Origin of the sequence: Stutzerimonas urumqiensis (genome assembly GCF_003640395.1) — a bacterium.
GTDB classification, from domain to species: Bacteria; Pseudomonadota; Gammaproteobacteria; order Pseudomonadales; family Pseudomonadaceae; genus Stutzerimonas; species Stutzerimonas urumqiensis.
In genome coordinates, this window is the sequence record NZ_RBZQ01000010.1 from 74,232 (window position 1) to 89,171 (window position 14,940).

At 61.0% G+C, this 14,940-nt stretch carries 14 protein-coding genes; 4 read left to right on the forward strand and 10 right to left on the reverse strand.

The genetic code is table 11. The features are described from left to right. Window positions 1-107: 107 nt before the first annotated feature. Both D7325_RS17545 and D7325_RS17550 read left to right on the forward strand, forming a co-directional pair. A complete protein-coding gene (locus D7325_RS17545; RefSeq protein WP_120997746.1) occupies window positions 108-602 on the forward strand; it encodes a peptidylprolyl isomerase in 495 nt (164 codons plus the stop codon). A 2-nt stretch (window positions 603-604) separates the two neighbouring features. Continuing rightward, entirely contained in the window at window positions 605-1,354 is a 750-nt protein-coding gene (locus D7325_RS17550; protein ID WP_120997747.1) for a UDP-2,3-diacylglucosamine diphosphatase, read from the forward strand. On the opposite strand, the gene D7325_RS17555 is transcribed toward D7325_RS17550, so the two are convergent. Then, window positions 1,309-1,926, reverse strand: coding sequence for a MiaE family protein (locus D7325_RS17555; protein WP_120997748.1), 618 nt, complete (start codon window positions 1,924-1,926; stop codon window positions 1,309-1,311). The two genes, D7325_RS17550 and D7325_RS17555, sit on opposite strands and share 46 nt — an antisense overlap. Before the next feature lie 32 nt (window positions 1,927-1,958). Continuing rightward, window positions 1,959-2,435, reverse strand: a complete 477-nt coding sequence (locus D7325_RS17560; RefSeq protein ID WP_120997749.1) for a DUF1289 domain-containing protein — start codon at window positions 2,433-2,435, stop codon at window positions 1,959-1,961. A 378-nt stretch (window positions 2,436-2,813) separates the two neighbouring features. On the opposite strand from D7325_RS17560, the gene acnB reads away from it, so the two are divergent. Beyond that, window positions 2,814-5,423, forward strand: coding sequence for a bifunctional aconitate hydratase 2/2-methylisocitrate dehydratase (acnB, locus tag D7325_RS17565; RefSeq protein ID WP_120997750.1), 2,610 nt, complete (start codon window positions 2,814-2,816; stop codon window positions 5,421-5,423). A 122-nt stretch (window positions 5,424-5,545) separates the two neighbouring features. On the opposite strand, the gene D7325_RS17570 is transcribed toward acnB, so the two are convergent. The 7 genes from D7325_RS17570 to ppsA all read right to left on the reverse strand — a co-directional run bounded on the left by D7325_RS17570 (window position 5,546) and on the right by ppsA (window position 12,528). Then, window positions 5,546-6,541, reverse strand: a complete 996-nt coding sequence (locus tag D7325_RS17570; protein WP_120997751.1) for an OmpA family protein — start codon at window positions 6,539-6,541, stop codon at window positions 5,546-5,548. A gap of 94 nt (window positions 6,542-6,635) precedes the next feature. Beyond that, window positions 6,636-7,202 carry an RNA polymerase sigma factor SigX gene (sigX, locus tag D7325_RS17575; protein WP_120997820.1) on the reverse strand — a complete coding sequence of 189 codons (567 nt, stop codon included), beginning with the start codon at window positions 7,200-7,202 and terminating at the stop codon, window positions 6,636-6,638. A gap of 94 nt (window positions 7,203-7,296) precedes the next feature. Continuing rightward, the gene (locus D7325_RS17580; protein WP_120997752.1) at window positions 7,297-8,121 is read right to left on the reverse strand and encodes a mechanosensitive ion channel family protein; all 825 of its coding nucleotides are present in this window, start codon (window positions 8,119-8,121) and stop codon (window positions 7,297-7,299) included. 3 nt (window positions 8,122-8,124) lie between these two features. Continuing rightward, window positions 8,125-8,361 carry a CrfX protein gene (locus tag D7325_RS17585; protein ID WP_120997753.1) on the reverse strand — a complete coding sequence of 79 codons (237 nt, stop codon included), beginning with the start codon at window positions 8,359-8,361 and terminating at the stop codon, window positions 8,125-8,127. A 70-nt stretch (window positions 8,362-8,431) separates the two neighbouring features. Beyond that, window positions 8,432-9,418, reverse strand: coding sequence for a zinc transporter ZntB (locus D7325_RS17590; RefSeq protein WP_120997821.1), 987 nt, complete (start codon window positions 9,416-9,418; stop codon window positions 8,432-8,434). Window positions 9,419-9,478: 60 nt separating this feature from the next. After that, window positions 9,479-9,967, reverse strand: a complete 489-nt coding sequence (rraA, locus tag D7325_RS17595; RefSeq protein WP_120997754.1) for a ribonuclease E activity regulator RraA — start codon at window positions 9,965-9,967, stop codon at window positions 9,479-9,481. 191 nt (window positions 9,968-10,158) lie between these two features. After that, window positions 10,159-12,528 (reverse strand): phosphoenolpyruvate synthase, encoded by a 2,370-nt coding sequence (ppsA, locus tag D7325_RS17600; protein WP_120997755.1) that lies wholly within the window; start codon window positions 12,526-12,528, stop codon window positions 10,159-10,161. A gap of 159 nt (window positions 12,529-12,687) precedes the next feature. Here ppsA and ppsR point away from each other — a divergent pair, with 159 nt between their 5' ends. Beyond that, a complete protein-coding gene (ppsR, locus tag D7325_RS17610; protein WP_120997756.1) occupies window positions 12,688-13,506 on the forward strand; it encodes a posphoenolpyruvate synthetase regulatory kinase/phosphorylase PpsR in 819 nt (272 codons plus the stop codon). Window positions 13,507-13,713: 207 nt separating this feature from the next. Here ppsR and prpF read toward each other — a convergent pair whose 3' ends face one another. Continuing rightward, the gene (gene prpF / locus D7325_RS17615; RefSeq protein WP_120997757.1) at window positions 13,714-14,904 is read right to left on the reverse strand and encodes a 2-methylaconitate cis-trans isomerase PrpF; all 1,191 of its coding nucleotides are present in this window, start codon (window positions 14,902-14,904) and stop codon (window positions 13,714-13,716) included. Window positions 14,905-14,940: the final 36 nt, after the last annotated feature.

Sequence of the window (14,940 nt, forward strand, 5' to 3'; positions counted from 1 at the left end):
CAGGGCCTTCGCCCGCGATCAGCGGCCGGCGGTACGAAGCGTCTGACATTGCTGGTAAAGCCAATAGCGATGTCATATGCCAGCTACCCACCGTTACGGAACACACCATGATCAAACTGCACACCAACCACGGCGTCATTACGCTGAAACTGTTCGAAGACAAGGCGCCGGCGACGGCGGCGAACTTCAAGGAATATGTAAGTGCCGGTCATTACGACAACACCATATTTCATCGCGTGATTGGCAACTTCATGATTCAGGGCGGGGGTTTCGAGCCCGGCATGAAGCAGAAACCCACCCGTTCGCCAATCAAGAACGAGGCCAATAACGGCTTATCGAACAAGACGGGCACCGTCGCGATGGCCCGCACCATGGAGCCCCACTCGGCTTCCGCGCAGTTTTTCATCAACGTCGCGGACAATACCTTCCTCGATCACACTGCACCCACCGTTCAGGGTTGGGGTTATGCCGTATTTGGCGAGGTAGTCGAGGGCATGGACGTGGTCAACAAGATCAAGGCTATTTCGACGACCATGAAGTCCGGCCATCAGGATGTACCCGTCGACGACGTGATCATCGAAAAGGCCGAAGTCGTCGAATAACGATGACCGTCCTGCTCGTATCGGATCTTCATTTGCAAGAAGAGCGCCCGGATATCACCCGGGCGTTTCTATCTTTTCTTTCAGAAACCTGTCGCGGCGCCGAGGCACTTTACATACTCGGGGACTTCTTCGAAGTCTGGATCGGCGACGACGGCATGTCCGCTTTCCAGCGTTCGGTGGCTGAGGCCTTGAAGCGAACGAGTGAGCGTGGCACTCGCATATTCGTCATGCACGGCAACCGTGACTTCCTGCTAGGCCAGCAGTTCTGCAAGGCAGCCGGATGCACCCTATTGCGCGATCCCAGCCTCATCGAGTGGAACGGCCAACCCGTATTGCTGTTGCATGGCGATAGCCTCTGCACGCTCGATGAGCACTATCAACGCATGCGCACGTTGCTGCGAAATCCGCTCAGCCTCTTCGTTCTGCGCCATCTACCTCTGGCGACACGCAAGCGACTGGCGGCGAAGCTGCGTGCTAAAAGCCAGTCCGCCGTGCGCATGAAAGCCAGCGACATCGTGGACGTGACCCCCGCCGAGGTGGAACGCACCTGCCTGCAGCATGGTGTGAGGCTGATGATCCACGGGCACACCCATCGGCCCGCCATTCACGATTTCGAGATAGCCGGCCAGCCAGCACAACGAGTCGTCCTAGGCGACTGGGACACCCAGGGCTGGGCCGTGCGGCTGACACCCAACGGCCTGTCTCTTTATCCGTTCGACTTGACCGAACCCGTCGCCGGCACGCCGCTATGAAAATAGAAGGCGTCATCCGCCGACTCGATCAACTCTTGCTCTCTCGCCCTGATGCGCACGATCGCCGCGTCGACATCCGACTCATCGGCGAATTCATACGCCAAGGCCAGATAGTCAGCGAAATGGCGTGCTTCCGATTTCAAAAGACCGGTGTAGAACTTCGATAGTTCTGCATCGAGCCTCGGCGCGAGCGCGGCGAATCGCTCGCAGGAACGAGCCTCGATGAACGCGCCAACGACCAGCGTATCGGACAGTCGGTGCGGTTCCTGATTACGCACCAGCTCGCGCAGTCCCGCCGCATAGCGTGACGAACCGATATTGCGCAGCACCACGCCGCGCTTGCGAATGTAGCCAAGCACCTGCTCGAAATGCCGCAACTCCTCGCGTGCAAGGCGCGACATCTTGTTCTGCAGACTTGGCTTGTCGATGTAGCGGAACATCAGCTGGAAGGCAGTGCCTGCCGCTTTTTTCTCGCAGTTCGCGTGATCCAGGAGCAACACCTCTTGATTCGCCAGAGCCGCTTCCACCCAGGCCGGCGGCGTAGGGCATGCGAGAAAGTCATCGATAGTCACTGATCGCTCCAAGACCGGTGCGCTGTATGTCTTCACACCCTTATTTCCATGCCGTCGACGAGAAAGCGCGGGGCGATGTAACGCTCATAGTGCGCTTCGGAAAGAAGAAAGAACTCGCGATCGACGATGTCCCTCAATTCGACGAGCGTTCGCTCTCTGAACTCGGGCAACAGCGCGACGCCATAGGCTTCGATGCAACGAATCAGGCGAGCGCCCTTGGCAAGCAACCCGTATGCCCAGCAATAAGGCGATTGCTCAGGCGAATACCGGATTTGCCGTGCGTCCAGTTGCGCACGCAGCAAGCCGGCGTCGAACACATCGACCTTGCTTTCCATCACCTGCGCCAGAAGCGCGCCCAGCCGCCGCAAGACCGCCCGCTTTTCATCGTTGGAATAGAGATTCCAATTGATCACCTCATGATGAAAGCGCTTGCAGCCGCGGCAAACCACGTCGCCGTAGACGGTCGAACACAGGCCAACACAGGGCGTCTTGAGAGGGGCGGTAGTCATCGTCGCGGCAACAGCTCATTTCAAGCGCGGCATCTTAGACTTTTGTCCTAGCGAGGTCACCACGGCAACGCCAGCTGTCCTTTCCGCAGGCCGGAAGCCGCGATTATCGCGGGGTTCGCAACGCAAGTGCCTTGGCTTTCTCGAACCGCGAAGTCATGGCGGCCGCTTAACTTCGAAGGGGCTTTCCAGTAGAATCGGCCCGCCGTTTTTGGCGCCAATGTCCCAAGAAGCTGTTTTCAAAGCGTCACGAGCACAGTTGACCGGCCCGGTAGGACACAAAGGCAAGCCTGCGTCCTACCCTTCCCTCCGGCGTAAAACTTTGAAAACAGCTTCCGGATGCGCGTCCCGTAGTTTGGGACCAATGATGAGGGAAAAACTGTGCTTGAAGCCTACCGCAAACACGTAGAAGAGCGTGCCGCCCAAGGCGTCGTGCCTCAGCCGCTCAATGCAGAGCAGACCGCAGCGCTGGTCGAACTGCTCAAGAATCCTCCCGCCGGCGAAGAAGCATTCCTCGTCGACCTGATCTCCAACCGCGTTCCGCCGGGCGTGGACGAAGCCGCCTACGTCAAGGCCGGTTTCCTCTCCGCAGTCGCCAAGGGCGAGGCGACCTCCCCGCTGATCGACAAGAAGCGCGCGGTCGAGCTGCTCGGCACCATGCAGGGTGGCTACAACATCGCCACGATGGTCGAACTGCTCGACGACGCCGAACTGGCAAGTGTCGCAGCCGAGCAGCTCAAGCACACGCTGCTCATGTTCGATGCGTTCCATGACGTCGCCGAGAAGGCCAAGGCTGGCAATGCGGCCGCCAAAGGCGTGATGCAGTCCTGGGCAGAGGGCGAGTGGTTCAAGGCCCGTCCTGCCGTACCGGAAAAACTCAGCCTTACCGTATTCAAGGTTCCCGGCGAGACCAATACCGACGACCTGTCGCCCGCCCCGGACGCCTGGTCGCGCCCTGATATCCCGCTGCACGCGCTGGCCATGCTGAAAATGGCACGCGACGGCATCGAGCCAGTCCAACCGGGCTCCATCGGCCCGTTGAAGCAGATCGAAGAAGTGAAAGCCAAGGGCTTCCCGGTCGCTTACGTCGGTGACGTCGTTGGCACCGGTTCCTCGCGCAAGTCAGCTACCAATTCGGTGCTCTGGTTCTTCGGTGACGACATCCCTTACGTGCCGAACAAGCGCGCGGGCGGCTTCTGCTTCGGCAGCAAGATCGCACCGATCTTCTACAACACCATGGAAGACGCCGGTGCACTGCCGATCGAGTTCGACGTATCGGACTTGAACATGGGCGACGTGATCGACGTCTATCCCTACGCCGGCAAAGTGTGCAAGCACGGCACCGATGACGTGGTGTCCACGTTCGAGCTGAAAACCGACGTGCTGCTGGACGAAGTCCGTGCCGGTGGTCGCATCCCGCTGATCGTGGGCCGCGGCCTGACCGAGAAGGCTCGCGCCGAGCTGGGCATGGGTCCGTCCGATCTGTTCAAGAAGCCCGAAGCCCCTGCCGACAGCGGCAAAGGCTATACCTTGGCGCAGAAGATGGTTGGCCGCGCCTGCGGTCTGCCAGAAGGCAAGGGTGTGCGTCCGGGGACCTATTGCGAGCCGAAGATGACGACGGTCGGTTCCCAGGACACCACCGGCCCGATGACTCGCGACGAACTGAAAGACCTCGCATGCCTGGGCTTCTCCGCCGATCTGGTCATGCAATCGTTCTGCCACACCGCAGCGTATCCCAAGCCCATCGACGTCAAGACTCACCACACGCTGCCCGACTTCATCATGACCCGCGGCGGCGTATCCCTGCGCCCGGGCGACGGCATCATCCATAGCTGGCTGAATCGCATGCTGCTGCCGGACACCGTCGGTACCGGTGGCGACTCGCACACCCGCTTCCCGATCGGCATTTCGTTCCCGGCCGGTTCGGGCCTGGTGGCATTCGCCGCCGCCACTGGCGTCATGCCGCTGGACATGCCGGAATCGGTACTGGTTCGCTTCAAGGGCAAGATGCAGCCGGGAATTACGCTGCGCGATCTCGTGCATGCCATCCCCTACTACGCCATCCAGAAAGGCCTCCTTACCGTCGAGAAGAAAGGCAAGAAGAACATCTTCTCCGGCCGCATTCTCGAAATCGAAGGCCTCGAGACACTTACCGTCGAACAAGCCTTCGAGCTGTCGGACGCATCGGCCGAACGTTCTGCGGCAGGTTGCACGATCAAGCTGTCGAAGGAGTCGATCGCCGAGTACCTGCAGTCGAACATCACCCTGCTTCGCTGGATGATCGGCGAAGGCTACGGTGACGCTCGCACCCTGGAGCGTCGCGCTCAGGCGATGGAAGCCTGGCTTGCCGATCCGGAACTGCTCACCGCTGACGCCGATGCGGAGTACACCGAAGTCATCGAGATCGACCTGGCCGAAGTGACCGAGCCGGTGCTCTGCGCGCCGAACGACCCTGACGACGCCCGTCTGCTGTCCCAGGTCGCTGGCGACAAGATCGACGAAGTGTTCATCGGTTCGTGCATGACCAACATCGGTCACTTCCGTGCCGCCGGCAAGCTTCTGGACAAGGTCAAGGGTGGCATTCCTACCCGCCTGTGGCTGGCTCCGCCAACCAAGATGGACGCTCACCAGCTGACCGAAGAAGGCTATTACGGCATCTACGGCAAGGCCGGTGCGCGGATGGAAATGCCCGGATGCTCGCTGTGCATGGGTAACCAGGCACGCGTTGCATCGAACTCGACCGTGGTGTCGACCTCGACCCGCAACTTCCCGAACCGTCTGGGCGATGGCGCCAACGTCTACTTGGCCTCAGCCGAGCTCGCCTCGGTTGCATCGATCCTGGGTCGTCTGCCAACGGTCGAGGAATACATGCAGTACGCGGCCGATATCGACAGCATGGCGGCCGACGTTTACCGCTACCTGTCGTTCGATCAGATTGCCGAGTTCCGCGAGGCAGCTGAAAAAGCGAAGATCCCGGTCGTACAGGCCTGATCGGAGCGTGTGATAAAAGGCCCTGCCGTATGGCGGGGCTTTTTATTGGCCCGCTTTCCGAGCAGACACAAGCGCAATAAAAAAACCCGGCCTCGCGACCGGGTTTTTCGTTACCGCAAGCCTTAGCGAACTTGCGCTTCGACTTCCGCTTCGACGCGACGGTTGATCTGGCGACCTGCGTCGGTGGAGTTATCGGCCACCGGGCGAGACTCACCGTAACCAACGGTGCTGACACGATCATTTTCCAGGCCGTACTGCTCGACCAGCACGTCACGGACGGCATCAGCGCGGCGCTCGGACAGACGCTGGTTGTACTGGTCGGTTCCGACCGAGTCGGTGTGACCGGCTACCACTGTGGTGGTTTGCGGATACTGCTGCATGAAGTCAGCGAGGTTCTTGATCTCGGCATAGCTTTCTTCACGCACACGCGCCTTGTCGAAATCGAACTTCACATCCAGCTCGACCCGGACAACCTCGGGAGCGGCGACTTCAGGCTCGGCAACCGGTGCCGGAGCGGGCTCAAGAACGGGCTCGGGCGTAGGCTCGACGGCCGCCACCTGCTGCGCACCACCGCCGAAATTGAAGCCCACCCCAACGCCCGCCATCCACTCGGCTTCGTTGGCATCGATGTTGTACATGCCGTCGACGCTCGCCTTGGCGAACAGATTCTCGGTGACGTAGTACTTAACGCCCGTGCCGACGTTGGCGAAGGTGCTGTGATCTCGACCGCTACGTGCAGCCTGGCCAATGCTCTGGTGAGCAACCCCGGCGGAAACATAAGGACGAAGACCGACGCCAGGCTGGCCGAAGTGGTAAACGGCATCGAGGCTGGTGAGGTTGCCCTTGATGTCTTTGTGGCCGCCGGCGCCTGCTTCATCGCTGGTCAGGTCATGGTATTCGCCGTAGGACAAGCCAAGGGAGACGTCGTCAGTCAGGAAGTAGCTCACCCCGGCGCCATACAACTCGCCCTCATCTTCGATATTGCGCGAGCTGTCGGTGTAGTACTGCTTGCCGAATGCCTCGATTTCAACCGCGCCCTGGCCTTGGGCAAAAGCGGAGAACGAAGAAGCGGCAATCACTGAGCCGATCACGACGCCCAAGGTGTTTTTCAGTTCCATCCGTAAATCCCCATCTGGTGGTTAGTATCAGAACAATCTAAGGAAGCCGGTGTGTGGACCTAGTCGTTCGCTGCATATGAGTTATTAGCGGCGACTAAGTTTCGACTTGCCCGGAAAATTTTTCTTTAAGTTTGTCCAGCGCACGCTTGTAACGCATTTTAGTGGCACTTAGCCCCATGTGCATAATATCGGCGATTTCCTGGAACTCTAGCTCTGCGACGAATCGAAGCACCAGAATCTCGCGGTCGATCGGGTTGACATGGACGAGCCAACGATCCAGCCCTCCTTTCTCCTCGATCTTCGGTGCACGTTCGTCGGACGCCTCTTCCAGCGGGTCGAGACTCAAGGCGTCGAGAAGACGGCGCTTGCGCCGCTCTTTCCGATACTGCGTGATGCACTCGTTATAAGTGATGCTGTAAAGCCATGTTTTAAACTTCGACTTCCCTTCGAAAGTCTTCAGTCCATACAAGACCTTCAACATAACTTCCTGACAGACATCGTCCGCATCGCGGTCATTACCGAGATACCGAGCACACACATTGAATAACGTGCGCTGGTATCGCCGCATCAGTTCTTCATAGGCCCGCGTTATATGAAAGAGTTCCACATGCGCACGCAACACCAGCTCTTCGTCAGAAAGCTCGCGGGGATCGTACTGCAAGGCGTGCTGATGGGGCGTAGTCAAGGCGTGGGCCGGTAATCCGTGCGCGGACGCGCCGTCTGTCCGAAAAGGCGGCATACATTACCAGAGTGGATTAACGGCTGCCCACCTGCTGTTCCAGCAACGTTTTGTTGGCGATCGAGACGAGTTCGCCCGTATCTAGCAACAGGAGGGTTTTAACCGTGCCGATTTCCTCGACCAAGCCCTCCAGATCGCCAACCCGTACGCGCTGGCCGACGCCATACAGCTCACGCACGTAGATGCCCGCCAGTATCTGCCCAACCAGATCCCGACTGCCCAGGCCAAGCGCCAGCGCGGCGGCGAGCCCAACGGAAATGAGCGTGATGGCGATCACATAGTTGAGCAGCTCGGTTTTGACCTCGAGCTGTCCGACCGCGACGGAGATGCTGATCACCACGACCAGCCCCTGAGCGATCCGTGCCAGCCCCCCGGCGTATTCCAGGCCCACGCTTTCTGCAGCCCCGCGAACCAGACCGCTGACCAGCTGGGCCAGGAGGATGCCGCCAAGCAGGATCAGCGCCGCGCCAAGCACCTTTGGAACATAGAGCGCGAGCACATCGAGCGTCGCCGACACGCGCTCGAGCCCGAGGGACTCGGCAGCCGATACCAGAAAGACGAGCAGGACGAACCAATAGATGATCTTGCCGATCAGGGTCGAAACGGGTGCGCGGATGCCGGCGCGCCCGAGCAGCTTCGTCAGCCCGGTCCCTGCCATCAGCCGATCCAGGCCTAGTTTGGCCAGCACCTTGGAAAGCAACGTATCGAGCAGCTTCGCCACGGCGAATCCAATCAGCACGACCAGCAACGCACCGAGAAGCCTTGGAATGAAGGCTGCGACCGATGCCCACATCGAGCTCATCGCGGTGATCAGGCTTTGTGTCCAGGGATCGAATTGCATGATTCAGCCAGCCTTGTTGGTCGAGCGTTGAGTGCGCCGCGAAACGGGCGCGCGATGATTGGAACCCGCCGCAAAGGCGGTAACGACAACCTGCCCCCACAGCCCCATCAAGCCGAAAAGATCGCCGACACCGACCTGCCGGTTAGCGGTTTTCAGGACGCGATCAAGGCAGGCGTCATCGTTACGCGGAGGCGACGCTTTGAGCAGATCGCGCAGGGACTCTTCGAAAGGATCGTGCATGGCAGCCTGAACGAGAAAACCAAGAAACGTTATGTCCGTGCTAGACGGCCGCGAGCGGCTTCAGGTCACATCAGAGCCAGCGCAGCAACCGGAAGACCCACCACTGAAGGACGGCGATACCTCCGACGACCAGGCAGGCGGCGATGAAACCGTAGGGGTTGTCCGCGCCGGGAATTCCACCGACGTTCATGCCCAGCAAGCCCGTCACAAACGTCATGGGCAGGAAGAAGCCGGTGGTGATTCCGAGCAGGTACATGGTGCGCGTCATCCGGTCACTGCGCCGACGCTGCTCCGCTTCCAGCACCAGGTTGACCCGCTCTCTCACCAGATCGAGTTCCTCGATGAAGCGCACCAGGCGATTGCTCAGCTCGTTCCAGTAATCCGTGTCTTCGGCCGTTGACCACGGCAGGCGGTTGCGCGTCATCTGGCTATACAGCTCGCGCTGGGGAAGCAGAAAGCGCCTGAGGCTGGCCGCGGTTCGCCGAAGCGAGAACATGCCATCCTGGCCTGGCTTGTACCGCGGGTCGGCCTCGAGACGATCCTCCTCCCGGTCGATCTGCTCACCGAGCTGCACCACCAATTCGTCGATGCGCTCGGTCAGCGAGTCAGCCAGGTAGAGCAGCACGTCCGACGCCGTGCGAGGCCCTCGTCCTTGCGACAGATGGCGCAGCACCTCCTCGGTGGCCCGCAGCGGCCGCAGGCGCAGCGAGATGACCCTCCGCTCGCTCGCATGAATGCGCAGGCTGACCATGTCTTCCGGCACGGCGTCCGGGTTGAGATTCAGCCCTCGCATGAACAACAGCACGGCATCATCCGGAAGCATCACCAGGCGCGGCCGCGTGTTCTCCTCGAGCAACAGGTCGCAGGCGAAATCGGATAGCCCGCTGTTGGTTTCGAGCCAGGTGCGCGCGAGCTCCGAGCTGCGATCCCAATGCAGCCAAAGGCTTTCCGTGTCGCCTAGCACCAGACGATCCAAGTCCTGGTAGTCGATGGGCCTGGCTCCGCCGTGCCCATCCAGCACGAGGGCATGCAAAAGACCGCTGTCGGGTTTCGCCATGGTCGAAAACACTGCCAATAAAAAGCCCGGCGCTGGCCGGGCTGGTCGTTCGGAAATGGATCAGCCCTGCGCGTCGAGCGCCTTGGGCGAAACGATGATGCCGTTGTTATCGGCATAGAGGTATTCACCAGGGCGGAAGGTCACGCCGCAAAACGTCACGTCGACGTTCAGCTCGCCAACGCCGCGCTTGAGCGACTTGAGCGGATGCGAGGCCAGCGCCTGAACGCCAAGGTCGATCTGAGCCACGACGTCGACATCGCGGATGCAGCCATAGACGACGATGCCTTCCCAGCCGTTGCGGGACGCCTTCTCAGCCAGCATGTCACCGAGCAGCGCGCACCGCAGCGAACCGCCGCCATCGACGACCAGCACCTTGCCTTCACCGTCGAGCTCGACCTGCTCCTTGACGACCGAATTGTCCTCGTGACACTTCACGGTGACGATCTGACCGCCAAAGGAGTCCCGCCCACCGAAGTTGGTGAACATGGGCTCGACTACGCGCACGATGTCGCCGTAGGCGTCGCAAAGATCGGGGGTTACGTATTGCATGCATGACTCCTTGTTCGGATGACGTCACCGCTTGAGCGCCCGCGCAGTTCAACTTGTTGCTGAGGCCGCATTTGAAACGCTTCGGGCGCCGTCCCGCAAGCCGGCGATGCGCTTCGCTGGACCGATCGCCCAAGCGCCGCGAAGAAAGCGGCAAGAAACAAGAAGGGGCGTCGCCGCCCCTTCTGCTCGCCTTAGATTTCGGCTTCGGCGAGGAAGAACCACGTATCGAGCACCGAATCCGGGTTCAGCGACACGCTTTCGATGCCCTGCTCCATCAGCCATTTCGCCAGATCCGGATGATCGGACGGGCCCTGACCGCAGATGCCGATGTACTTGCCGGCCTTGTTGCACGCCTGGATGGCGTTGGACAGCAGCTTCTTGACCGCCGGATTCCGCTCGTCGAACAGGTGCGCGATGATGCCAGAGTCGCGATCCAGACCCAGCGTCAGCTGAGTCATGTCGTTGGAACCGATCGAGAAACCGTCGAAATACTCGAGGAACTCATCAGCCAGCAGCGCGTTGGATGGCAGCTCGCACATCATGATGACGCGCAAGCCGTTCTCGCCGCGCTTGAGGCCGTAATGCCCGAGCAGGTCGACGACTTGCGAAGCCTCGCCCAGCGTTCTCACGAACGGCACCATCAGCTCGACGTTCGTCAGCCCCATCACGTCGCGGACCTTCTTCATGGCCCGGCATTCGAGTTCGAAGCAATCGCGGAAGTTGTCGCTGATATAACGGGACGCACCGCGGAAGCCCAGCATCGGGTTCTCTTCCTCGGGCTCGTAGAGCTTGCCGCCGATCAGATTGGCGTATTCGTTCGACTTGAAGTCGGACAGCCGCACGATGACCTTCTTGGGCCAGAACGCCGCCGCGAGCGTACTGACGCCCTCGACCAGCTTGTCGACGTAGAAGCTCACCGGATCGGCGTAACCCGCGATCCGCTTCTCGACGCTGGCCTTGACGTCGGCCGGCAACGAATCGAAGTTCAACAGCGCCTTGGGATGCACGCCGATCATGCGGTTGATGATGAATTCGAGCCGTGCCAGACCGACCCCTTCGTTCGGCAGCTGGGCGAAATCGAACGCACGGTCCGGATTGCCGACGTTCATCATGATCTTGAATGCCAGTGCCGGCATGGCATCGATCGAATTCTGACGAATATCGAAGCCCAGCTCGCCCTCGAAGATCAAGCCGGTGTCGCCCTCGGCGCACGAGACCGTAACCCGCTGACCATCCTGCAGCAGCTCGGTCGCGTTGCCGCAGCCGACGACGGCCGGGATGCCCAGCTCGCGGGCGATGATCGCGGCATGGCAGGTACGGCCGCCGCGATTGGTGACGATGGCACTGGCGCGCTTCATCACCGGCTCCCAGTCCGGGTCGGTCATGTCGGAGACCAGCACGTCGCCCGGCTGCACCTTGTCCATTTCCGACACGTCATGGATGACCTTGACCGGACCGGCACCGATACGCTGGCCGATCGCGCGACCTTCCACCAGGACCTTGCCCTTCTCCTTGAGCAGGTAACGCTCCATGACGGTCGCGCTTGCGCGGCTCTTAACCGTTTCGGGGCGCGCCTGCACGATGTACAGCTTGCCGTCGTCGCCGTCCTTCGCCCACTCGATGTCCATCGGACGACCGTAGTGCTTCTCGATGATCAGCGCCTGCTTGGCCAGCTCGGTGACCTCGTCGTCGCTGAGCGCGAAGCGGGCACGGTCGGCCTTGTCCACTTCGACGGTCTTGACCGACTTGCCGGCCTTGGCCTCGTCGCCGTAGATCATCTTGATGGCCTTGCTGCCCAGGTTGCGGCGCAGGATCGCCGGGCGACCCGCTTCGAGCGTGGGCTTGTGAACGTAGAATTCATCCGGGTTGACCGCGCCCTGAACGACCGTCTCGCCCAGGCCATAGGCGCCGGTGATGAACACCACGTCGCGGAAGCCCGATTCGGTGTCCAGGGTGAACATGACGCCCGCGGTTCCGATTTCGGAACGAACCATGCGCTGTACGCCCGCCGACAGTGCGACGAGCTTGTGATCGAACCCCTGATGCACGCGATAGGCGATCGCGCGGTCGTTGAACAGCGAGGCGAACACTTCCTTCGCGGCGCGGATGACGTTGTCGACGCCGCGAATGTTCAGGAAGGTTTCCTGCTGACCGGCGAACGAGGCATCCGGGAGGTCTTCGGCCGTCGCCGAAGAGCGCACGGCCACCGCCATGTTGTCATTGCCACCGGACATCTCGGCGAAGGCGGAGCGGATGTCCTGGTCGAGCTGCGCCGGGAATTCGGCTTCCATCACCCACTGACGGATCTGGGCGCCGGCCTTGGCGAGCGCGTTGACGTCATCGACATCGAGCGCGTCGAGCAGCGCATGAATCCGATCGTTCAAACCGCTCTGGTCGAGAAAGTCGCGATAGGCCTGGGCCGTAGTGGCGAAACCGCCGGGAACCGAAACGCCAGCGCCCGCCAGGTTGCTGATCATTTCGCCGAGGGATGCGTTCTTGCCCCCCACTCGCTCCACATCGTGGACGCCGAGCTTATCGAGGGAAACTACGTACTCTACCAAGGTGATTCTCCACTTCTATGTTGGAAAACTCGGACGGATCCCATCCGTGCGGTTGTGGCCCGGCCTATCGAAATAAGTGACAATGCCTGCCATTCGGGCTCGGCGAAGCGCGGCGTACTATAGCCGAGAACCGTTCTTGACTTAAGGCCCATAGGTGCGATGAAAAGAACCGCTTTCTTTATTTCAGACGGTACCGGTATCACGGCAGAAACCCTGGGCCAGAGTCTGCTTGCGCAATTCGAGAACATCAGTTTCAAGAAGGTCACGCGCCCGTATATCGATACGGCGGACAAAGCGCGTGCGATGGTGCAGCAAATCAACGAAGCGGCGGTCCGCGACGGTGCGCGCCCGATCATATTCGACACGCTGGTGAACCAGGAAATACGCGACATACTCGCCGAATCCAATGGCTTCATGATCGACATCTTTTCTTCATTCCTTGCTCCACTGGAACATGAACTGATGTCCCATTCCTCTTATTCCGTCGGTAAATCCCATTCCATCGGTCACAACAGCAATTACATGGAGCGAATCGAGGCGGTCAACTTCGCACTCGATAACGACGATGGCGCTCGCACGCACTACTACGACAAGGCCGATCTGATTCTCATCGGTGTGTCGCGCTGCGGTAAGACACCGACCTGCCTCTACATGGCCATGCAATTCGGCATTCGAGCGGCCAACTATCCGCTCACCGAAGAGGACATGGAGCGTCTGCAATTACCCGCCGCGCTCAAGAATCACCGCGAGAAACTCTTCGGCCTGACGATCGATCCCGACCGCCTCACCGCCATCCGCCACGAGCGCAAGCCCAACAGCCGTTATGCCAGCTTCGCCCAGTGCGAGTTCGAAGTACGCGAAGTGGAAAGCCTCTTCCGTCGCGAAAACATCAACTTCATCAACTCCACCCATTTCTCGGTCGAGGAAATTTCCGCAAAGATCCTCGTGGAGAAAGGCGTCGAGCGCCGGCTCAAATGAATCGGCCCGTTCGCTAGACAGCAGGATCGGCGGTTAGTGCGGTTGCAGGGCGGTTTTCGGGCGAATGGTCCGTCCCGCCCCATGAGAAGCGAGGCGCGACGAGCACGCCGCACCGCTTGATCGAGCCGACGTAGCAAGCCTGTGCGTGCTGGCCCTATCGCCGGCGCTATGAGTAAGCGAACCGAAAGACCGCCGCCGGCCGCGCTTTCAGAACGCGTCGCCCGGAATACGAACCCACCCTTCCATCAGGATGCGCGCACTGCGGCTCATCACGGCCTTGGCGACGACCCATTGGCCCTGCGCCTGCCGTGCCTCGGCGCCGACGCGCAAGGTCCCGGACGGATGGCCGAAGCGCACCGAATCACGCACACCGCCCCCCGCGGCCAGGTTGACGACCGTACCGGGAATGGCCGCGGCCGTCGCGATCGCAACCGCCGTCGTGCCCATCATGGCGTGATGAAGCTTGCCCATCGACATGGCGCGCACGAGCAGATCGGTGTCGCTGGCGCGGACGTCCTTACCACTGGAAGACCGGTAATCGACTGGGGGCGCGACGAAGGCCACCTTGGGTGTGTGCTGGCGCTTGGCGGCTTCCGATAGCTCGGCAATCAGCCCCATCCGAAGCGCGCCCTGGGCACGGATGCTTTCGAAGAGCGCAAGCGCCGCGACGTCGCCGTTGATGTCGTCCTGCAGCTCGGTGCCGCGGTAACCGATGTCCGCAGCATTGACGAAGATGGTCGGGATGCCGGCATTGATCAGCGTTGCCTGCACCGGACCCAGCTCGGGAATCGTCAGGGTGTCGATGAGGTTGCCGGTCGGGAACATGGCGCCGCCCCCGCCCTCACCCTCGTCGGCCGGGTCGATGAACTCTATCTGCACCTCGGCCGCCGGGAAGGTGACGCCATCGAGCTCGAAGTCGCCGGTTTCCTGCACCTGGCCGTCGGTGATCGGCACGTGGGCGACGATGGTCTTGCCGATGTTCGCCTGCCAGATGCGAACCGTGCAGTGGCCGTTCGCCGGGATGCGCTCGGGCTCGATGAAGCCGGCGTGGATGGCGAACGAGCCCACCGCCGCCGACAGGTTGCCGCAGTTGCCGCTCCAGTCGACGAATGCCGAGTCGATCGCGACCTGTCCGAACAGGTAGTCGACGTCGTGTCCGGGCCGGCTGCTGCGGCTGATGATGACCGTTTTGCTGGTGCTCGAGGTCGCGCCCCCCATGCCGTCGATCTGCTTGCCGTACGGATCGGGGCTGCCGATCACGCGAAGCAGCAAGGCGTCCCGTGCGACCCCGGGGACGCGCGCAACCTCTGGCAGGTCGTCGAGGCGAAAGAAAACGCCCTTGCTGGTGCCGCCTCGCATGTAGGTGGCGGGAATACGGATCTGGGATACGTGAGCCATGGCGAATCCTGAGCAGATGTCGATGCGGGCTTGCTC